At 27.4% G+C, this 20,664-nt stretch carries 19 protein-coding genes; 13 read left to right on the forward strand and 6 right to left on the reverse strand.

Annotated features, from left to right (window positions below; translation table 11 throughout):
• The first annotated feature begins 54 nt into the window (after nucleotides 1-54).
• From LLF98_RS13990 to LLF98_RS14005, 4 genes are all read left to right on the forward strand, one after another.
• Nucleotides 55-2,496 carry a leucine-rich repeat protein gene (locus LLF98_RS13990; protein WP_291704636.1) on the forward strand — a complete coding sequence of 814 codons (2,442 nt, stop codon included), beginning with the start codon at nucleotides 55-57 and terminating at the stop codon, nucleotides 2,494-2,496.
• Nucleotides 2,497-2,637: 141 nt separating this feature from the next.
• The gene (locus LLF98_RS13995; RefSeq protein ID WP_291704638.1) at nucleotides 2,638-3,474 is read left to right on the forward strand and encodes a TerC/Alx family metal homeostasis membrane protein; all 837 of its coding nucleotides are present in this window, start codon (nucleotides 2,638-2,640) and stop codon (nucleotides 3,472-3,474) included.
• Nucleotides 3,475-3,650: 176 nt separating this feature from the next.
• Entirely contained in the window at nucleotides 3,651-4,958 is a 1,308-nt protein-coding gene (locus tag LLF98_RS14000) for a folylpolyglutamate synthase/dihydrofolate synthase family protein (protein ID WP_291704640.1), read from the forward strand.
• A 72-nt stretch (nucleotides 4,959-5,030) separates the two neighbouring features.
• A complete protein-coding gene (locus LLF98_RS14005; protein ID WP_291704643.1) occupies nucleotides 5,031-7,007 on the forward strand; it encodes an HIRAN domain-containing protein in 1,977 nt (658 codons plus the stop codon).
• Between the two features lie 119 nt (nucleotides 7,008-7,126).
• On the opposite strand, the gene LLF98_RS14010 is transcribed toward LLF98_RS14005, so the two are convergent.
• Nucleotides 7,127-7,384 (reverse strand): TIGR03905 family TSCPD domain-containing protein, encoded by a 258-nt coding sequence (locus tag LLF98_RS14010; RefSeq protein ID WP_291704644.1) that lies wholly within the window; start codon nucleotides 7,382-7,384, stop codon nucleotides 7,127-7,129.
• Between the two features lie 193 nt (nucleotides 7,385-7,577).
• Here LLF98_RS14010 and LLF98_RS14015 point away from each other — a divergent pair, with 193 nt between their 5' ends.
• On the forward strand, nucleotides 7,578-8,468 hold the full coding sequence (locus tag LLF98_RS14015; RefSeq protein ID WP_291704646.1) for a YncE family protein: 891 nt from the start codon (nucleotides 7,578-7,580) through the stop codon (nucleotides 8,466-8,468).
• Here LLF98_RS14015 and LLF98_RS14020 read toward each other — a convergent pair.
• Nucleotides 8,461-8,988 carry a DUF4364 family protein gene (locus tag LLF98_RS14020; protein WP_291704649.1) on the reverse strand — a complete coding sequence of 176 codons (528 nt, stop codon included), beginning with the start codon at nucleotides 8,986-8,988 and terminating at the stop codon, nucleotides 8,461-8,463. The two genes, LLF98_RS14015 and LLF98_RS14020, sit on opposite strands and share 8 nt — an antisense overlap.
• Before the next feature lie 201 nt (nucleotides 8,989-9,189).
• Here LLF98_RS14020 and LLF98_RS14025 point away from each other — a divergent pair, with 201 nt between their 5' ends.
• Nucleotides 9,190-9,948 (forward strand): polysaccharide deacetylase family protein, encoded by a 759-nt coding sequence (locus tag LLF98_RS14025; RefSeq protein ID WP_291704651.1) that lies wholly within the window; start codon nucleotides 9,190-9,192, stop codon nucleotides 9,946-9,948.
• A 106-nt stretch (nucleotides 9,949-10,054) separates the two neighbouring features.
• Nucleotides 10,055-10,705, forward strand: a complete 651-nt coding sequence (locus LLF98_RS14030) for a single-stranded DNA-binding protein (protein ID WP_291704653.1) — start codon at nucleotides 10,055-10,057, stop codon at nucleotides 10,703-10,705.
• Nucleotides 10,706-10,874: 169 nt separating this feature from the next.
• Here the strand turns inward: LLF98_RS14030 and dapD are convergent, their stop codons facing one another.
• Complete coding sequence (dapD, locus tag LLF98_RS14035; RefSeq protein ID WP_291704655.1) at nucleotides 10,875-11,585, reverse strand: 2,3,4,5-tetrahydropyridine-2,6-dicarboxylate N-acetyltransferase; 711 nt, start codon at nucleotides 11,583-11,585, stop codon at nucleotides 10,875-10,877.
• Between the two features lie 337 nt (nucleotides 11,586-11,922).
• Between dapD and LLF98_RS14040 the strand changes: the two genes are divergently transcribed.
• Nucleotides 11,923-13,068: an aminotransferase class I/II-fold pyridoxal phosphate-dependent enzyme gene (locus LLF98_RS14040; protein WP_291704657.1), complete on the forward strand. Its 1,146-nt coding sequence runs from the start codon at nucleotides 11,923-11,925 to the stop codon at nucleotides 13,066-13,068.
• A 112-nt stretch (nucleotides 13,069-13,180) separates the two neighbouring features.
• Nucleotides 13,181-13,498, forward strand: a complete 318-nt coding sequence (locus tag LLF98_RS14045) for a pyrimidine/purine nucleoside phosphorylase (RefSeq protein ID WP_291704659.1) — start codon at nucleotides 13,181-13,183, stop codon at nucleotides 13,496-13,498.
• A 121-nt stretch (nucleotides 13,499-13,619) separates the two neighbouring features.
• Here the strand turns inward: LLF98_RS14045 and dapB are convergent, their stop codons facing one another.
• From dapB to LLF98_RS14060, 3 genes are read right to left on the reverse strand one after another with little or no spacing between them, the layout of a single operon-like run.
• Nucleotides 13,620-14,375: a 4-hydroxy-tetrahydrodipicolinate reductase gene (dapB, locus tag LLF98_RS14050; protein ID WP_291704662.1), complete on the reverse strand. Its 756-nt coding sequence runs from the start codon at nucleotides 14,373-14,375 to the stop codon at nucleotides 13,620-13,622.
• A 9-nt stretch (nucleotides 14,376-14,384) separates the two neighbouring features.
• The gene (gene dapA / locus LLF98_RS14055; RefSeq protein ID WP_291704664.1) at nucleotides 14,385-15,263 is read right to left on the reverse strand and encodes a 4-hydroxy-tetrahydrodipicolinate synthase; all 879 of its coding nucleotides are present in this window, start codon (nucleotides 15,261-15,263) and stop codon (nucleotides 14,385-14,387) included.
• Between the two features lie 28 nt (nucleotides 15,264-15,291).
• Entirely contained in the window at nucleotides 15,292-16,284 is a 993-nt protein-coding gene (locus LLF98_RS14060) for an aspartate-semialdehyde dehydrogenase (protein WP_291704666.1), read from the reverse strand.
• Between the two features lie 281 nt (nucleotides 16,285-16,565).
• Here LLF98_RS14060 and LLF98_RS14065 point away from each other — a divergent pair, with 281 nt between their 5' ends.
• From LLF98_RS14065 to LLF98_RS14080, 4 genes are all read left to right on the forward strand, one after another.
• Nucleotides 16,566-16,787: a small, acid-soluble spore protein, alpha/beta type gene (locus LLF98_RS14065; RefSeq protein WP_291704668.1), complete on the forward strand. Its 222-nt coding sequence runs from the start codon at nucleotides 16,566-16,568 to the stop codon at nucleotides 16,785-16,787.
• 97 nt (nucleotides 16,788-16,884) lie between these two features.
• Nucleotides 16,885-17,622 (forward strand): class I SAM-dependent methyltransferase, encoded by a 738-nt coding sequence (locus LLF98_RS14070; protein WP_291704670.1) that lies wholly within the window; start codon nucleotides 16,885-16,887, stop codon nucleotides 17,620-17,622.
• 73 nt (nucleotides 17,623-17,695) lie between these two features.
• A complete protein-coding gene (hslO, locus tag LLF98_RS14075; protein ID WP_291704672.1) occupies nucleotides 17,696-18,574 on the forward strand; it encodes an Hsp33 family molecular chaperone HslO in 879 nt (292 codons plus the stop codon).
• 325 nt (nucleotides 18,575-18,899) lie between these two features.
• On the forward strand, nucleotides 18,900-20,660 hold the full coding sequence (locus LLF98_RS14080; protein WP_291704674.1) for an alpha-amylase: 1,761 nt from the start codon (nucleotides 18,900-18,902) through the stop codon (nucleotides 20,658-20,660).
• Nucleotides 20,661-20,664: the final 4 nt, after the last annotated feature.

Here is a 20,664-nt window from a genome sequence, read left to right on the forward strand (position 1 = left end):
GAGGTTTATGCACAAACAGAAATAAATAGTGGACAGGAACAAGAGACAGAGGATATGATTGATAGCAATAAAGAGGTTGCAGAATCTGAAATATTAGAATTTTTTACAGTTGATAATAATACTTATAAAGTTTTATCACAAAATAAAGATGATAATACAGTGATGTTTTGGAAATATGAAAAACTAGATGATTCAAAAAGTATAATTATAAATAATAATGTTAATTATAATGGACATAATTTTAACGTTAAATATGTATATGAAGAAGCTTTTTATAAGAGTAGTAAAAATGTGAAAAATATAATTATAGGGAAAGGGGTTTTAGGTTTTTGCGATTCATCTGGAAATTTAATTACAATTTTAAATAAAGTCTTTAAAGATCAAAAAGAACTTCAAAGTGTAGATTTTGGAAATACTAATTTTATTTTTGGCGAAAATTGTTTTGAAAATTGTAAAGCGATAGTGAATGTTGAAATGCCAGAGAATATGAATAAGATGGAAGGTTATTGCTTTGATAAATGCTCTTCGCTAAGAAATATAGATTTAAGTACTATAACAGAACTTAAAGGACAGAGCAATTTTGCAAATTGCAATAAATTGGAAGGGATAGGACAGATAAATAATGAAGTAACTGAATTACCAGATAAGACGTTTATGTGGTGCTCTAATTTGAGGATAAATAGTCTAAATAATACAACTAAGTTAGGTAATGAATGTTTTGAATATTGTAGAGCATTAAATGAAAATATAGTAACTGATGTTGAAGAAATCGGAGATAAATGTTTTTTTGGTTGTAATTTTAAAGAAGTTTATTTAAAAAAAGCTAAAAAAGTTGGATATAATGCTTTTGGTGAAATTCAAAATTTAAAAAAAATAAGATTTGGTAATCCTAGTATTCCTTTTTTGGAAAAGAATATAGCAGAAGGTAGTAGTGTTAACGAATGGGTTTATCCACTAGATTATAAAACTCAACCAGATTATTTGGAGTTTTTAAGTAAGTTAAGAATATCAAAAGTTATTTGGTTCTGTAATTATGAAAATATGAATGGTAAAGTAACCCAGGATGTTAGACTAAACTCATTAACACCGCCATCTAGTACTAGAGAGGGCTATGAAATAGAAGGTTGGTACAAAGAACCAGAATGTATTAACAAAGTTAATATGATAGCTGATTTAGGAGAAATTGTTGATTCTGACTTAGTTATAAAGAATCCTGTATTGTATGCAAAGTGGACAACTAAAAAACCCACAATGCCAGAAGAATCAAGTGATTCTAAAGAACCAACTATACAAGGAGAAACAAAAGAATCAAGTGACTCTAAAGAATCTATGACAACGGAAGAAGTAAAAGAAGAAAACGATTTTGAAGAACCTACAACGCCAGGAGAAGAAAAAGAGCCAATTGATCCAGGAAAACCTACAAAACCAATACAAACAAAAGAACCAAGTGATCATGGGGAACCAACCACATCAGAAGAAACAAATGAATCAAGTGGTTTCAATCAACCTACTGCTCCAGAAGATATAAATAGTCAAAGTGATTTTGATAGCGCAGGAAATTTAAATAATTCTAATACTTCAAATAATCAAAATGAAAATAATGATGACAATATAGAATACGAAAATAATAATTTTTCAAGTATGTTATATGAACCGAGAAAAACTAAAAATTATATTAATAATTTTATCGTAAAAATTGAAGATGAAAATAAAGACGTTTATATTAAACAAACTAAAAATTTATCTTTAGAAAATGAAATTATTAAAAATATATTTGTATCAACAGTTAAAAAAAGTGATATTGAAATCAAAAATTTAAATTGGTCATATAGAGATAATGTAAATAGTAATATAGAAATTATTAAGAGTGGTGATCTTAGTGAAATTATTAAAAATGGCCAATGTATTGGGATTTATCTAAAGAGTAATGATTATTTTAATAATAACACAATAATAGAGATGAATATTACTAATATAATAAAGCCAAGTAAACTTTATTTTTATAGTGAAGAATTAGGAAAGTTCGTATTAGTTGATGAGAAATTACAAATTAATAATGGCATAATTAAGATTAAGCCAAATAATAGAAAAGAATATTTAATTACTCAATTTGATTTAAATGAAGATAATGTTGCAACGCAAGGATGGAATAAAGTATTACCACAACAATCAAATGCTATATTAAGTAAACATATTAATGAATTAAGTTGGGTATATATTCAAGATCAAGAATTATCTAAGGGATGGATTAAAGATGTTCAGGAAAATAATTGGTACTTTATGAATGAGAAAGGAATAATGGAAACAGGATGGTTAAAAGATAAAGATGACAAGTGGTACTACTTAAATACAATAAGTGATGGAAGTAAAGGTGCTATGAAAATTGGATGGAATAAGATAAACAATAAGTGGTATTATATCCAAAATGATGGTGTTTTAGCAGTTAATACAGTTATTGATGGATATGCAGTTGGATATGATGGAAAATTAATTTGAAAAGTTTTATTTAATAAGGATATAACAGAATAAATATTAATATACATAGTTTAGGCACATTTGAAAAAATATTAAACCAATATGCGTATTTATTATTTTATTTCATGTGCCTTAGAGTACTATGTATGGAGGTGTTTAAATTTGAAAACAAAAAAATCTTTACTTAATTTGATTTTTTGGATAACTTTATCAATCTTGTTCAATATTTTTATATTCTACACAAGAGGTGAAACAGCAGCTATTGAATATTTTGGTGGTTACATAGTAGAAATGTCATTAAGTTTGGATAATTTATTTTTATTTTTAATGGTGTTTTCAAGCTTTAAAATAAAAGAAGAATATCAAGAAAAAGTGCTTTTATATGGAGTTATAGGCGCTATGATACTACGTCTCATATTTATATTATTAGGTGTAGTGATAATAAGTAAGTTTAGCTTTCTACTTTCTATTTTTGGCGTAATATTATTACTTAGTGGTTTTAAATTGTTTTTTAAAGAAAATGACAATATGCAATTTCATGATAATTTTTCAGTTAAACTCCTAAGAAAAATAATGCCAGTAACAAATAATTTGCAGGGACAAAAATTTTTTGTAAAACAAAATAAAATTCTTTATGCAACCCCTCTTTTTGCAGCACTTATAATAATTGAATTTTCTGATATTATATTTGCAATAGATTCCATACCAGCTATTTTTTCAATAACTACAAATACTTTTATAGTATATACGTCTAATATATTCGCAATACTCGGACTTAGAAGCATGTATTATATATTACAAAAGATGAACAATATGTTTAAATTCATGAGGTATGGTGTAGGGTGTATATTGATATTTACAGGCTTAAAGCTTGTAATGCTATTTTGGAGAATTAAAATTTCAGTTACAAATTCTGTATTAATTATTATTTCTATTTTATTAAGTAGCATTTTGATATCTTTCATATGGGATGAATTAAATAATAAGTTGAAAAATTAACTGCATCTTCGACTTGTTATTTTCTTTCATATGCATTAATTAGAAGTTTGTAAAGAATTTCTGCTTGATTTTTTATATTAGTCATTTACTTATAATTAAAGTATAATGTAAAGTATACAAATGATTTTATATAAATATTATTAGAAGAAAGCATAAAAGACAAGAGGTAAAGAAAAATGAATATGACTTATGAAGAAGCAATGAACTATATATCAAGTGTTGGAAGATTTGGCTCTAATTATGGACTTGAGAGAACTTTTAGGCTCTTAGAGTTACTTGGAAGTCCTCAAGAAAAGATTAAATTAATACACATAGCAGGAACTAATGGTAAGGGATCCACTACTGCAATGATCACCCAAATTCTTAGAGGTCTTGGATATAAAGTTGGAATGTATACTTCACCTTATTTAGAAGAATTTGAAGAGAGAATTCAGATAAATGGAGAGAATATTAACAAAGATATATTAGTAAACCTATTAGAAGAAGTTAAAATTGCTATAAATAAAGTAATTGAAGAAGGTTATGAACATCCAACAGAATTTGAAATCATAACTGCACTTATGTTTTTATACTTTTATAATGAAGAAGTAGATTATGGTGTAATTGAAGTTGGACTTGGTGGAAGACTAGATTCAACTAATGTACTAACCCCCATAGTTAGTGTAATAACTTCCATAAGTTTAGATCACATGAATATTTTAGGCGATAATTTAAAAAATATTGCAAAAGAAAAGGCTGGAATAATTAAAGAAAATGTGCCAGTTATACTATATCCTCAAGAAAAAGAAGTAGAAGAAGTTATATTAAAGACAGCAAAAGAAAATAATTCAAGAGTATATTTTATGAAAAAAGAATCTGGAAGGTTAATTGATATTAATTATGAAGAGTTATATCAAAATGTAGAAATTGAAAGTTATAAAAATAAATATACAATTAAACTGCCTTTATTGGGAGAACATCAAATATTAAATTTAACTGTAGCTTTAAACACCATAGAAGTATTATGTGAGCAAGAAAAGATTAAATTTGATAAAAAGTTAGTAGAAAAATCTTTGCAAGATGTTAAATGGATAGGAAGACTTGAAGTTTTAGGAAAGAAACCTACTATAGTAATAGATGGAGCACATAATATAGATGGAATTAAAGCCCTTAGAAAAAATACAGAGAAGTATTTTAAGTATAATAAAATATATTTATTACTTGGTATTTTAGCAGACAAGCAAGTTAAAGAAATGATAGAAGAAATAGCACCGATAGCAGAAAAAATTTATGCTTTAACACCTCATAGTGAAAGAGCAGAACTTAGTGAAGATTTGAAAAATGAAATAATAAAATATAATTCTAATACTATAGCTTTGGAAAGTTATGAAGAAGCATTTTTATTAGCATTAAAAGAAGCTAAGGAAGATGATTTAATCTTAATAAGTGGATCATTGTACATGATAGGAGATATGAGAAAAATTATAAATTCGAAGATTAAATAATTATAGTTATATGTTAATTGTCGACTGTAAATTGGAGATATTAATTTAAAGAGAAGGAGTAATGACAGTTATATGGTTAAGAAAGATAAAGAGAATTTGACTTATAATGAAAAATCAATCTATTATGATTTAAAAGAGTTTCATCATAGAAACCCTGGTGTACTTTATAGCTATCAAGACTTTGAAGCAGCTGGCATAAGAGAATTTGAAATTATTACAAACAAATTACGTCCCTTTAAAAATTATGAAAAAAATAGATTGTCTAATGAATTAATGAAAATATTATTAAATGATATTAATAATAATGAAAAATTAGATAATGTAAATGTATATATAACCTTAAATCCAATTATTAATTATTATGAGAGTTTTATTAAACTTTTTAAAGACTCAGTAGAAGATAATAAAGATATGAGCTTAAAAATAAAGGATATTATAAAAAAAATTCTTACAGATAGTGATTCGAGTGAAGAAATAAAGCTAGGCTTAATACTTGCACCAATTTGTAATATAGAAAATATAGAAGATATATTAGAGGTATTTTCTATTCATAACGATTATCTTTTTTATGTAATTAAGGCTTATGAATATATAGGAGGCTATAATAATACTATTTTTGAAATGGCAAAGAAATCTAATGGGTATGGCAAAGTATTTTGTATAATGAATCTTAGACCAACAACGTATGAAATAAGAAAATGGATGATAGAAAAAGGTTCAGATAACAGTGTGGGAGTGCAAGAATTATTATCGTATAGTATGCTTTCATTAGATCTTCTGGATTATTTGGAAAACAATGAATTTGACGGAGAAGAAATTGAAGTTTTAGCAAAGTCATTTAGTATGTTACTTTCAGATTATGGATTAGATGATATTAAAGATGGAAAAAAAGTTTACAATAAATTATTAGAAATTATTGATAAGATTAATGGAGGAATATATTCTTTATATGTTGTGATTTCAATTATTTATTCCATAGAAGCTATTGTAATTGATGATTATAAATCAAAAAGAAGCGCTACTTCCTTTAAATTCAATAGTGATTATAAAGACATAATTCAAAAATGTAAAAAAATCTGTAAGAAAGATATATGGCACGAAATAATAACAAACCAAGTATCAAATCTAGAAATTGAAAGTAGTGTTTTAATAAGTTGTTCAGAAAAAACAAAATATAAATTAAAAAAGAAAGAATTTAAGACAATTTTAAATAGAGATTACACTAATCCATTATTATATAAGTATGCATTTTCAACAGTGAATAAATCAATAAGAAAATGTGCTTTTAGCATAGGGTTACAAAAACTGCCAATGAATGAAGTATTAAGTGGTCAAGATGAATTGAAAATAGATAATTTACTTTATGAAGATATAGAACAAATTTGTTTTTTTATAATAATAAAATACTCACAGTATGAAGATTTTCAAGATGAATATAAAGATATTAATCTTCAGGCTTTAAAAGCACCTTTAATTGAGACAAGGATTCAAGCGGCAACAAACCTTCAAAGATTTAGAGAAGAATTTAATTCTTTGGATAAGGAAATTATTAATGATGCCATTAGTACAGAAATGGTAGGAAATATACGAAGATCTCTTAATTCTTTATTAATTAAAACAAATGATAAAGAAAAAAAATATGTTGAAGTTTATGATAATATGCACATAGACGCTCATGTTAAAGATATATATTTAATTAATATAAATATTGCTGGAACAAATTACATCGATATGAGTGAAATATATAATAATTTATTAGAAGATGATATGTTATATTTAAAAAGAGAGCCTAACAATGCATATGACTCAAACGCAATTGAAATTATAACTACAAATGGATATGTAATTGGATATGTTCCTAAAGAAAATAATCTTATCTTAAAAAATTTAATGGATAAGGGAAAATATATATATGGAAAAATAAAAGAAATAAGTGATGATTATAATCATATAAATATTGAAATTTATCTAAGTTATAAAGATATAATAGAAGAAATAACAAGTACTTTATCATTGTTATCAGGAGAAAGAGAACATTATCTTCAATAAGTAGAGAATCCAAATCTATGATTTTGTTTGAGTCACTTACTTAGCGAAAGCAGTGAGTAGAGTTTCATTAATAAATATATAGATCCCCAAAGTGAAGGTTTCACTTTGGGGATCTATAATTATTTTGAAACAGTCTCTTTTTTCCATTGTAATAAAGCTTTTGATAGTTGATCTGGACAAGAGGTACCTTTTCTTTTACAATCTATACCGTTTAATTTAGCAATAACCTCATCTACAGGCATACCTTTTACTAATTGACCAATACCTAAAAGATTTCCTGCACAACCTCCAACAAATTCCACATTTTCAACAATATTTTCCTTAATTTCAAGGTTAATTGTAGATGAACAAACACCTGATGTTTTATATGAATACATTACATACACTCCTTATAATAAATTTAATTTAAAAGTTAATATTACTCAGCGAACCTACGTAAGGTGAGCTTAATATATTATACAAGAAATTTGTCAATAAATAAAGATAATACAATTAATAAGTTGTACCAATAATATAATTTTAGAATATATTAAAGATAGTAATATGATTATCTTATAAGGGGGAAATGGTATGAGTTATATTGTTTTATGCAATACTGGTTCAGATAGTTTAAATAAGATAAATACTGAAAATTTAAAGAATCAGAGTATATTTTTATCTGCTGGTGAAAGTCCATTTGGTCCTCATGGATTATCATTATACAAAGATAAAATTTTAGTGGCCAATAATTATAATAATAGTATTTCTTTAGTAAATTACGAGAGTTTTAAAGAAGAAAATAATTTATATATAGGAGCACATCCTAATGATATAGTAGCCCATGATGATATAGCATATGTTTCATGTGGAGAATCAAATTCACTTATAATATATGACATGATAAATGACAGAGTTAATTTTGAGGTTCCAACAGGGATGTTTCCTCATAATATTACATTATTTGAAGAAAAAAATCTTATATTTATAAGTAATATGGGTGAGGATAGTATATCTGTAATTGACTATATAAATAATAAGGAAATAAAAAGAATTAAGGTAGAAAACACTCCTACAAAAATAAATATATCTAAAAATAAAAAATACTTATATGTATGTATGAGTTACCTTGGCTATGATAGAAAAGGAAGTGTAGGAATTATTGATTTAAAAACTTTAGAACTAATTAATAAGGTTAAGGTTGGATTGTCTCCTGTAGATTTATTTGAAGAGGATAATTATTTATATGTTTCAAATTTATGTGATGGATCTATAAGTATTATAAATTTAAAAGATATTAAGGAAGAAAATAAAATAATTATTGGTGGAATGCCAAGAGGAATAGTAAAGGTTAAGGAAAATATATTTGTTGGAGATTACTTAAATGGAATATTAAATATAGTAGGAGTAGAAAATAAAAAAATAAAAGCCATACCAATAGGCTGTGAGCCTAATGCTATGACTTTAGTTGAAAGCATTAATTAATTAATATATTAATTATATTAGTGTATATATCAGATGGATTATCCTTCCATCTATTACAAATTGAAGTTGCTTGTTTTTTCGTAGGAACTGATAATTTTAGTTCCATTAATAAAGCTTGATCTTCTATGGCCTTAAGATCAACTATAAAGCTATTATCACTATTACCAAGAGTATAGTCAGCGTGTATAGTTAATTCCTTTTTTATAGATCCTATTTTTTCTTTTATATATTCATCAATAATAGATATTTTTGAGGGGGATATTCTATCTTTAAATAAAGAAAGAACATTATCGCCCTTTTCTGTAAGCATCAGTAATTTTTTATCGTTAGATTCATGATATTCAACAAATTTAGATTCCTCGAGCTCAGCCAAATATTGTTGGAATGTAAAATAATTCATAAAGTTATTTTCAAGAATTATTTCAGTAAGCTGAGTATTTGATATTGGCTCTTTTATTGATCTTAATACATATAACATTAATAACTTGTTTTCTGCGAGTTCTGATGAATTTTCGTACATAAATACCTCCATAACTAATGAAAATCTATTTTTATTATAACATAAAATGTTTTTTAGTGAATAGCAACTAATAAAAGAATATGTAATTATATTATAATGTTACTAATATTTATGCTATGCAAAGTTTCTTTACATAGCATAAAAGAATTTGGAATGAATATAGTTTTATTATGAAATACAAGATTATAAGGAGTATAAAAAGTGGCATGGAAGAAAAAGAGGATATGGGTAGATTTAATTTTAATATTTTTTTTAATATTTCTGTCTATCGGTATTAATAGAACTACTCAAGTTATGGGGAATATTGATGAAGAAGAACCTATTTATCGTGTTGATACAAATGAGAAAGTAGTTAGCTTAACTTTTGATGTAAATTGGACAGAAAAAGATAATCTAGAAGTAATATTAAACATATTAGAAAAATATAATGTAAAAGGAACATTCTTCATAATGGGTGGATGGGTTAATTATAGTGAAGATAATGTAAATAAGTTGAAGTTAATAAAAGAAAGGGGGCATGAAATAGGAAATCATAGTTATAAGCATCCGAGCTTTACCAAAATTGGAGCAAATAAAATGAAGGAGGAGATAGAAAAAACTAATGAAATAATTGAAAAATATACAGGTGAAAAACCTAAATTATTTAGATTTCCAAGTGGGGATTACAATAAAGATGCTTTTTTGAAAGTAAGAAACTTAGGATATATGACTATACAATGGGATGTTGATTCTGTTGATTGGAAGGAGCTATCAGCTGAAACAGAATATAATAGGGTAATGAAAAATGTTAAGCCAGGTTCTATTATTCTTTTTCATAATGCAAAGTATACTCCTAGTAATATAGATAGGATTATAAAAGAACTAAAAGAAAAGGGATATGAGTTTAAAACTGTAGGCGAAATGATATCTTTTGAAAACTATAGTGTAGACAAGCAAGGCATTCAATATAAAAATAATTAATATTTATTGAAAATAAACTAGTTTTTGTATTATAATGGTAATATATGCTAGTGGGAGCATATATTACACAAAATAAAATAATTTCCGGTGGAGAGAGGGATTACAAATGGATAATTTAATGCTAAATAACAAGATTTACCTTGAAGGTAAAGTAACATCTGGATTAGAGTTTAGTCATGAAATGTATGGAGAGGGGTTCTATACTTTTGATTTAGATGTAATGAGATTAAGCGACTCAGTAGATACATTAAATATTACTGTTTCAGAAAGATTGCTTAGTGATATTAAATTAGAGGTGGGAATAGACGTAATTGTAGAAGGACAACTTAGATCTTACAATAAGTTTATAGATGGATCTAATAAACTTATACTTACTGTTTTTGCAAGAAACATTGAACCATGCATGGAAAGAAGTAAAAATCCTAATGAAATATTCTTAGATGGATATATCTGTAAGGAACCTATTTATAGGACAACACCTTTTGGTCGTGAAATTGCTGATGTGTTGCTAGCTGTAAATAGAGCTTATAATAAATCAGATTATATCCCAACTATTGCATGGGGAAGAAACTCAAGATTCTGTCAAACATTAAGTGTTGGTGATAATATTAAGGTTTGGGGAAGACTTCAAAGTAGGGAATACCAAAAAAAGGTATCAGATAGTGAAGTAATAAGAAAAATTGCATATGAGGTTTCAATTTCAAAAATGGAAAGAGCTCCAAAAGAGGAGATAGCAGGAGAAGAAGGTGCAGTATAATACATCATTAAGATAGTTAATAGCTTTAGAACAATCTATATTGGTCAATAATTAATGTTTATTTATCAAATATTTAAAACAAAAGGTTTCAATAAATTATAAATTTATTGAAACCTTTTGTTTTTTAGATTCATTATGTAAGTTATAGATTATAAGCTAAAAATATTTTCTATTTTCTTAAATCGTCTAAAATTTGAGTTTTATCTTTTGTTTTTTCATCTACTGATTTAATTATTTTAGCAGGTGAACCAGCAACAACAACGTTCTCTGGAACATCTTCAGTAACAACAGAACCAGCAGCAACAACAGAACCAGCACCAATCTTAACTCCTTCAAGGATTACAGAATTGGCACCAATTAAAGCATTATCACCAATCATGCAAGGTTCTTTACTTGGTGGTTCCAGTACTCCAGCAACAACAGCACCAGCACCTAGATGAACATTCTTACCTAATTGTCCACGAGCTCCAACTACTGCATTCATATCAATCATAGTTCCATCGCCGATTTCAGCTCCAATGTTAATTACAGCACCCATCATTACTATAGCATTTTTACCAATGATAACTTTGTCTCTTATGATAGCACCTGGTTCAATTCTAGCATCTACTTCAAGTAAATCTAACATAGGAACGGCAGAATTTCTTCTATCATTTTCTATTCTAAAGTGTTTAATAAGGTGTTTATTATCTAATACTATTTTAGTTATAGAATCAGATTCTCCCATTAGTATATAAAATCCATTAGTACCATACCATTCTACATCATTCATTTCAGCATTGCTTAAATCCCCATTAACATAAACTTTCACTGGAGTTGATTTTTTTGACTCCTTAATGAATCTAGCGATTTCGTAAGGATCCGTTAAATTATATGACATTATATCACCCTTTCCATTATTTTAGCGATCTACATTATTATAATAAAGATTGAACACAATTAAAAGAGGAATACGCAAAAAAATACAAATAGTTTGAATGAATATTCATAATGTTGTAAAATGAATTTATATTACAGTATAGATACCTACAATGCATAATTAACAATTGAGAAACAAGATCATAGAGAAAGTTCAAGAAACCAAATATAAAATGCTAGGGTATTTCTATATAAAATAATTAAATGACATTAGAAATTGTATCATCATTGTGAATAGTTAATAAAAAAGCTTTGGTATCTATAAATAAAGGTTATTAAATATAGGAGGCATTATAAGTATGAATAAACAAGTTGAAAAAATACAGATTTCAGGGATAAGAAGATTTGCAGAAAAGGTTAAAAAGGTAGATGGAGCAATTTCATTAACGCTTGGGCAACCAGATTTCTGTGTGCCATTAAACATATCAGAAGGGATGATTAATGCTATTAAAAGCAATAAAACAACATATACATCAAATGCAGGTATAGATGAGCTTAGAGACGAGATTTGTAAATATCTAAAAACCTTCCATATTGAGTATAATAAGGAGGAAGTGTGTATAACAGTTGGCGGTAGTGAAGGATTGTATTCAGTATTATTTGCTTTAATGAATGAAGGTGATAAGATTTTAATACCAGGACCAGCTTATCCAGCTTATGAAAATATTTCAATAATGATAGGAGCAGAAGTTGTAAATTATGGTTTAAATGAAGATTTCACCTTGAATATAGATGAAATAAAAGAAAAATTGGAAAAAGAAGATATAAAATATTTAATGTTATCTTTTCCTTCAAATCCTACAGGTGCAATTTTGTCTAGAAAGCAAAGAGATGAGCTTGTTGAATTAATAAAAGAAAGAGATATTATAGTAATAACTGATGAAATGTATTCAGCTATAATTTTTGATGATTATTATTCAGTAGCTCAAGTAAGTGAAATAAAAGATAAAATTATATATGTAAGTGGATTTTCAAAAATATTTTCTATGACAGGGCTTAGAATTGGATATGTAGCATGTAGTGAGAAGTATATGAGAGAAATAATCAAGGTACATCAATATGCAGTATCTTGTGCTCCATCAATAGCTCAATATGGTGCACTTGAAGGATTGAAAAATTCACTTGGTGATGTTGAAGATATGAAAAAATCTTTTGAAAAAAGAAAAGATTATTGCATGAATAGATTAAAACAACTTAATTTAGAAGTTGCAGAGCCTAAGGGAGCATTTTATATCTTCCCTTCAATTAAAAAATTTAATATGCTTTCAGAAGATTTTTGTGAGAAATTATTAAATGAAGGAAAACTAGCTTGCGTACCAGGTACAGCCTTTGGTGATTTAGGAGAAGGATATATGAGAATATCATATTGTTATTCTGATGAAATTTTAAAGGAAGCATTTGATAGACTTGAGAACTTTTTAAAATTTAATTTTCCAAATTGTTAATTAACATAGATACCCAACTTCTCAATTAAATAAAATTATATTTTAATATATAATTATAGCTTTGACTTTGGATGTCTATATTAAAATAAAGTTATAAATAGGAGGACTTACAATGAGTGAATTTAAAAATGTTACAGCAGTAAAAAAAGCAAATGTGTATTTTGATGGAAAGGTTACTAGTAGAACAGTCATATTTGAAGATGGTGAAAGAAAAACTTTAGGAATAATGTTGCCAGGTGATTATGAATTTGGTACAGGAGATAAAGAAGTGATGGAGATTTTAGGTGGATCAATGGATGTTAAATTACCAGGTTCAGATAAGTTTGTTACATATAAAGAAGGAGAAGCTTTTTCAGTTCCAGCAAATTCTAAGTTTAGTTTAGTTGTAAAAGAAGTAGCAGATTATTGTTGTTCTTATATTAAAGAATAATTTAGAATATATAATTCAATTAGAACAGTTAATTAAAGAACTAATTGAATAGTATTTCACCATATAACAAAAAAGCAGAAGAGACAAAAATATCCTTCTGCTTTTTTATGCTATAGTAATATTATCTAAGTACTATAACATCATTCATGTCATATAGTCCTGATTTAGTTACAGTAGCCATATATTCACAGGCTTTTAAAGCACCAATTGCGAAAACTTCTCTTGATATTGCTTTATGAGTTAATTCTATTACTTCACCAGTTCCAGCAAAAATAACTTCGTGGTCTCCTATAATAGAGCCACCTCTAACTGCATGGATACCAATTTCATTTTCTTCTCTTTTAGAATTACCTTCTCTTCCATATACATATTTAGTGGAATCTTTTATAGAATCTTTTATAGCATCAGCAAGCATTATTGCAGTACCACTAGGTGCATCTACTTTTTGGTTATGATGCTTTTCAACTATTTCTATATCATAATTTCCATAAAGAAGTGGAGTTATTTTCTTTAAAAGAGAGCTTATTAAATTAATTCCAAGCGACATATTACCTGATCTAAATAACTTAAGAGATTTACTTTTCTCATCTATTAAAGCTAAATCTTCCTGTGAAAATCCAGTTGAACAGATTACTAATGGTTTGTTATTTTTTTCAGTTAATTCTAATAGACTGTGAAGAGCATCAGCTCTTGAAAAATCTAGTAAAACATCATAGTCAACATTTAAATCTTTTAAACTTTCAAAGATAGGGTATGATGAAATGCTAGGAAATTTATCAATTCCAGCAATTATTTCTACACCCTTAAATTTAGTAGCACATTCCGTAATCATTTTACCCATTTTACCTGAGCAGCCATTTAATACTATTTTAATCATCTTATCACCTTACATCAATTTATTATCTATTAAAGCAGCTTTTAATATTTCTTCGTTGTTACTATCCATTTCACAAAGAGGAAGTCTTAAGGGGCCAACTTCAAGTCCCATAAGATTCATGGCTGTTTTAATTGGGATTGGATTTGCTTCTATAAATAAAGCGTTTGCTAAAGATAAGGTATCTAACTGAATATCTAAAGCTTCTTTATAATTATTATTTAAACATTTCTGAGCTATTTCATGAACTTTACTTGGAATTATATTAGCTAAAACAGAGATAACTCCCTTTCCACCAAGAGATAGTATAGAAACTATTTGATCATCATTACCAGAATAAATATCAACAGAATCTCTGCATAATGCTCTCATTTGAACTATTTGACTGATATTTCCACTAGCTTCTTTTATAGCAACAACATTGCTTAGTTCTGCAAGTTTAACTAAAGTTTTAGGGGTAATATTAATTCCAGTCCTTCCAGGAACATTATAAAGTATTATAGGTGTACTAACTTCATCATTTATAGCTTTAAAATGTTTTACCAAACCATTTTGAGTAGTTTTGTTATAATATGGAGTAATAACAAGAAGCCCATCTACCCCAACACTTTCTGCATATTTACTCATTGAAATAGCAGAAACAGTATTGTTTGAACCAGTCCCTGCGATTACAGGGATTCTTTTGTTAATTACATCAACTGTAAATTTAATTGTATCTTTCTTCTCTTTTTCTGTCATTGTAGTAGCTTCACCTGTAGTGCCACAAATAACAATGGCATCAGTACCTTCTTTTACATGCCATTCAAGTAGAGCTTTAAGTTTTTCAAAATGAACTCCATTGTCATTAAAAGGGGTAACTATAGCTACAGCTGAACCCTGAAATATTGACATTTAGATTCCTCCAACAAATTATTATAAGCTATTTATTGTTTTTTATTATCAATTCTGCAATTTGAATAGCGTTAAGTGCTGCTCCTTTTCTTATGTTATCACCAACAACCCATAAGTTTAGACCATTATCTACGCTAAAGTCTCTTCTTATTCTTCCAACATAGACATCGTCTTTACCTGTAACTTCAAGTGCAGTTGGATATTTTAATTCCTCAACATTATCATATACAGTTACACCTTGAGTGTTTCCTAATAATTCAAAAATATCTTTTATATCAAATTCAGAATTAAGTTCTACATTTATACTTTCACTATGGCTGTTAAGTACAGCAACTCTTGCAGTTGTTGCTGTTACTCTTAAGTCTGGTTCATGAAGTATTTTTCTTGTTTCTTTAATCATTTTTTCTTCTTCTTTAGTGTAACCATTTTCTAAAAAAACATCTATATGAGGTAATACATTACCAGCTATAGGATAAGGGAATTTTTTAGGTGCAATACCTTTAATGCCATCTTCTAAATCTTTAATACCTTGTACACCTGCTCCTGAAACTGCTTGATAAGTAGAATAAACAATTCTCTTTATTCCATATTTATCATTTAAAGCTTTCATTATAGGCATTGCTTGAATTGTTGAACAATTTGGATTTGCAATTATTCCTTTATGAAGCTTAATGTCTTCTGGATTAACTTCAGGTACTACAAGTGGCACCTCAGGATCCATTCTCCAAGTACTACTATTATCAATTACTACAGCCCCATACTGTGCAAAAACAGGTGCAAATTCTTTACTTGCATCTCCTCCAGCTGAAAATAGTGCATAATCTATTTTTTTATCTTTTATATTTTTTTCGCAAGTTTCTTCAACTAAATAATCCTTCCCTTTAAATGATAAAGTACTACCTTCTGATCTCTTTGATGCGAAAAGATACAAATTTTTTACTGGAAAATTTCTTTCTTTTAAGATTTCTAAAAACTTTCTTCCTACATTTCCAGTAGCCCCAACTATTGCAATATTATACACAATAATCCCTCCTAAATTTAATTATATATATTTTAATATATACAAATACTATAGTTAAATATTAAATAAATATCAAGTCAATAGGGTAAATAAGTTGAAAAAATCTATTCATTACTTTAATATATTCCATTAATTGAGAATATGATAAAGATTTATGCATAGTTATGCAGATATTTAGAAATAATGAAGTCTTAATTTTTAGAAAAATATAATTTCATAGAATAGTAATAAAATAGCAGGAAATAATAGTACTAATACATTTGAAATTGGAGGAATTAAAAATGAGTAGTGATCGTATAAAAAAAGTGATAAAGTCAAAAATCAAAGCTAATAAAGAACTTACAGAAGCTGAAAAAATGAGAGAAGAAATTAAGTATGAAATTGCAGAAGAGCTGGGATTAGCTGATAAGGTTAATAAACAAGGATGGGGTGAATTATCTGCTGAGGAAACTGGACGAATAGGAGGACTTATGGCTAAACGAAAAAAAAACTACCTTAAATAAAGACTGTTAAGGGTGCTTACTAATTGACTAAGTAAATAATTACGATATAATATATTAGATGAATTAGTACACTAAAGTTAAGGACGTGATAAATTAAATGGCATATAGAGAATTTGCAAATATATATGATGAATTAATATATGAAGATATTAATTATGATAAAGTTGCAGAAAAGATTATAGATTTATATACCGAAAACAGTATAAGTTTCGAAGATTATTTAGATTTAGCATGTGGAACAGGTAATGTTGCAATTAAGGTAGCAAAATACTTTAAAAACACATATGCAGTAGATTTATCAGATGATATGTTAAATATTGCCTTCGATAAGTTTAAGAAGAATAAAATTAAAGCAAAAGTAATATGTCAAGATATGCGTGAATTAAGCTTAAATAAGAAATTTAATCTTATAACTTCTGTGCTTGATTCGACTAATTATATAATAGAGGATGAAGATTTGTTTAATTATTTCAAAAAGGTGTATGAACATTTAAAAGAAGATGGAATATTTATTTTTGATATAAATTCATATTATAAACTTTCTACAGTCATTGGAAATAATATTTATACATATAGCTCAGATGAAATTTTTTATACATGGGAAAATTCTTTTGAAGAAGAAGTATTAAATATGTTCTTAACTTTTTTTGTAAAACAAGATAATGGACTTTATGAAAAATTTGAAGAAGAGCATTTTGAAAGGGCATATAAAGAAACATATATAGAACAAGTTTTAGAGCAATGTGGCTTTAAACTTCTTAAAAAATTTGCAGGGTATTCTGAGAAAAAAGTAGACGAAAATAGTGAGAGAATACTTTATGTAGTAAGAAAATAGTGTAAAAAATTTATTTTGATTTTGAGTATTAAGATACATTTAAATTAAAATGTAAATAGGAGATGAAATGATAATGGATGATAAAATAATCAGAGCAACGGCTAAAGATGGAATGGTTAGAATAATTGCAGGAATTACAACTAATTTAGTAAATGAAGGTACTAGTATACATGAATGTACACCAGTAGCAGCTGCCAGTTTTGGAAGAATGATAACTGCTGGAGCATTAATAGGAACAACATTGAAAAGTGAAAAAGAAGTTATAACTTTAAAGATAGATGGTAATGGAGAAGCAAAGGGAATAACTGTAACTGCTCATAATGATGCGACTGTTAAAGGCTTTATAGGAAATCCATATATTGATAGACCACTTAATGAAAAAGGAAAATTAGATGTTGGTGGAGCTATAGGAAAAGACGGAATTTTATATGTAATAAAAGATTTAGGATTAAAAGATCCATATGTTGGACAAGTTCCAATACAAACAGGAGAAATAGGAGATGATTTTGCATATTACTTTACAGTATCAGAACAAACACCATCAGCAGTATCACTTGGTGTACTAGTTGATAAAGATTTATCTATAAAAGCTGCTGGAGGTTTTATAGTTCAAATGATGCCAGGGGCAGATGAGCTTCTTGCAGATGTTATAACATATAGATTGGAAGAAATTCCACCGATAACTACTTTGATAAGTGAAGGAAAAACTATAGAAGAGGTCTTAGAATATATTTTTGATGGAATGGATTTAAAAATATTAGATTCTCTTAAACCAGAATATAAGTGTGATTGCTCTAGGGAAAGAGTTGAAAAAGCATTAATATCTGTTGGGAAAGAAACTCTTAAAGAAATATATGATGATGAAAAAACAGAAGAAGTAGTATGTAACTTCTGTAACAAGAAATATGAATTCACTAATAAAGAAATAGGTGAATTATTGAATAATAAATAAGAATAAGTATTTACTTTCTCGATTAGATACATATTAATGTGTTAAGTATTGAATATATATATAATTAATAAAATAAATGAAAAAAGGATAATCTGATAAATTTTAAATATCAGATTATCCTTTTTTCGGTAGATTATACGCATAAATATGATTCTCACCGTGGAAATCTATATTTTAGTGATATAACATTTGTAGAAAAATGTGGTATAATTTAAAGGAATTACTAAGATTAAGTTATTTATAATTCAATTTCCAAAAGAAATTGTACCACAATTATCAACTGTAAATTAAAAAGATGGCATTGTCACTTTATGTGGAGGTAGAGATGAGTAGAATTAGTAAGGCTATTAAATTAAAACTTCAGGAATTAAGGATAGATGATATCTTCAAAGATGGGATATTAAGATATAAAGAGTTACTTTCAAAGGATGATGCAAAAAATGTGGAGTTAGAGAAGAATTCAGAAAAAAATATATCAGATAATAATGACTTAAATATAGAAAATAATTTTGAAGATAATGAGGTTGGAGAAAATAATAAAGAGGAAAAAGTAGAGCAGAAAAAACAAAAAATAGATGATTGTTATAAAAGTGATTCAATAGAAAATGAAGAGATAAATTTAAACGATATTAATAAAGAGAATATGAATGAAACAATGATGCAATATTTTGAATGGTATTATCCATGTGATGGTTCTCTTTGGAATAAGGTTAAAGAAAACTCCAAGGAGTTAAGTGATGTAGGAATTACAGCTCTATGGCTGCCACCAGCTTGTAAGGCTGCTGATGGGATTTATGATGCTGGATATGGACTATATGACTTATATGATTTGGGAGAATTTGATCAAAAAGGCACAGTTAGAACAAAATATGGTACAAAGGATGAATATTTAAAAGCTATAGATGAAGCACATAAAAATAATATAAAGATTTATGGAGATGTAGTATTTAATCATAAGGGAGGTGCAGATGAGTCTGAGATTGTATCTGCAAGACCTGTAGCAAATTACAATAGAAATGAGTTTGTAGGAGATAAAAGAGATATTAGAGCTCATACAATTTTTAATTTTCCGGGTAGAGGAAATAAATATTCTGAATATAAGTGGACTGCAAATGATTTTGATGGTGTGGATTTTGATGATATTACAAAAGAACACGGCATATTTAAATTTGAAGGAAAAGAGTGGGAAAAGGATGTAGACCTTGAAAATGGAAATTATGATTTTTTAATGTTTGCAGATTTAGATATGGATAGTCCTCATGTGATTAACGAACTCAAAAGGTGGGGAGAATGGTATTTAGAGCAGACTAATATAGATGGGTTTAGATTAGATGCCATAAAGCATATTAGGTTTAATTTTTTTTATGAATGGCTTGAAAATGTGAGGAAATATAGTAAAAAGAATCTTTTTGCAGTAGGAGAATATTGGACTCATAATGTTAATAGTCTTGAATATTATATGGATAAGTGTGGAAACTCCATGAGTTTATTCGATGCACCACTTCATTTTAATTTTCATAGTGCTAGCAATTCATTTGGATTCTTTGATATGCGAACATTAACAGAGAACACTTTTTTAAATGTCAATCCAGATAAAGCAGTTACCTTTGTTGATAATCATGATACACAACTTGGACAATCCTTAGAATCATGGGTACAACCTTGGTTTAAACCATTAGCTTATACATTTATTTTAACAAGAAAAGAAGGATATCCATGTGTTTTTTACGGAGATTATTATGGAATACCAGAAATGAATTTTGACGGAATAAAGGATGAATTAGATATAATCCTAAAAGTAAGAAAAAATTATGCTTATGGAACACAACATGATTATATGGATAATGAGTCTATTATAGGATGGACTAGAGAAGGTGCCGATGAACATGAAAATTCTGGAATGGCAGCAGTGATTACAGTTAGCTATGGTGGTGCAAAAAGAATGTACGTTGGATTCCATCATAGAGGAGAAGTGTGGAAGGATGCTACCAAGCAGTCTAAGGATAGAATTATTATTGATGAGAATGGATGTGGAACTTTTAGAGTTTTTGATGGGTCTTATGCTATATGGATAAAAGAAAATTAAGGTA

Source organism: Clostridium sp., assembly GCF_021372645.1.
Taxonomy (GTDB): domain Bacteria; phylum Bacillota; class Clostridia; order Clostridiales; family Clostridiaceae; genus Clostridium.

Bases quoted from the DNA above. Each gene is read 5' to 3' on its own strand.
- LLF98_RS13990 (WP_291704636.1), top strand. From the start codon at position 55: ATGATTGATAGCAATAAAGAGGTTGCAGAATCTGAAATATTAGAATTT.
- LLF98_RS14015 (WP_291704646.1), top strand. From the start codon at position 7,578: ATGAGTTATATTGTTTTATGCAATACTGGTTCAGATAGTTTAAATAAG.
- LLF98_RS14045 (WP_291704659.1), top strand. From the start codon at position 13,181: ATGAGTGAATTTAAAAATGTTACAGCAGTAAAAAAAGCAAATGTGTAT.
- LLF98_RS14030 (WP_291704653.1), top strand. From the start codon at position 10,055: ATGGATAATTTAATGCTAAATAACAAGATTTACCTTGAAGGTAAAGTA.
- dapB (WP_291704662.1), bottom strand. From the start codon at position 14,375: ATGATTAAAATAGTATTAAATGGCTGCTCAGGTAAAATGGGTAAAATG.
- LLF98_RS14040 (WP_291704657.1), top strand. From the start codon at position 11,923: ATGAATAAACAAGTTGAAAAAATACAGATTTCAGGGATAAGAAGATTT.
- LLF98_RS14000 (WP_291704640.1), top strand. From the start codon at position 3,651: ATGAATATGACTTATGAAGAAGCAATGAACTATATATCAAGTGTTGGA.
- dapD (WP_291704655.1), bottom strand. From the start codon at position 11,585: ATGTCATATAATTTAACGGATCCTTACGAAATCGCTAGATTCATTAAG.
- LLF98_RS14070 (WP_291704670.1), top strand. From the start codon at position 16,885: ATGGCATATAGAGAATTTGCAAATATATATGATGAATTAATATATGAA.
- LLF98_RS14020 (WP_291704649.1), bottom strand. From the start codon at position 8,988: ATGTACGAAAATTCATCAGAACTCGCAGAAAACAAGTTATTAATGTTA.
- LLF98_RS14065 (WP_291704668.1), top strand. From the start codon at position 16,566: ATGAGTAGTGATCGTATAAAAAAAGTGATAAAGTCAAAAATCAAAGCT.
- hslO (WP_291704672.1), top strand. From the start codon at position 17,696: ATGGATGATAAAATAATCAGAGCAACGGCTAAAGATGGAATGGTTAGA.
- dapA (WP_291704664.1), bottom strand. From the start codon at position 15,263: ATGTCAATATTTCAGGGTTCAGCTGTAGCTATAGTTACCCCTTTTAAT.
- LLF98_RS14080 (WP_291704674.1), top strand. From the start codon at position 18,900: ATGAGTAGAATTAGTAAGGCTATTAAATTAAAACTTCAGGAATTAAGG.
- LLF98_RS14010 (WP_291704644.1), bottom strand. From the start codon at position 7,384: ATGTATTCATATAAAACATCAGGTGTTTGTTCATCTACAATTAACCTT.
- LLF98_RS14005 (WP_291704643.1), top strand. From the start codon at position 5,031: ATGGTTAAGAAAGATAAAGAGAATTTGACTTATAATGAAAAATCAATC.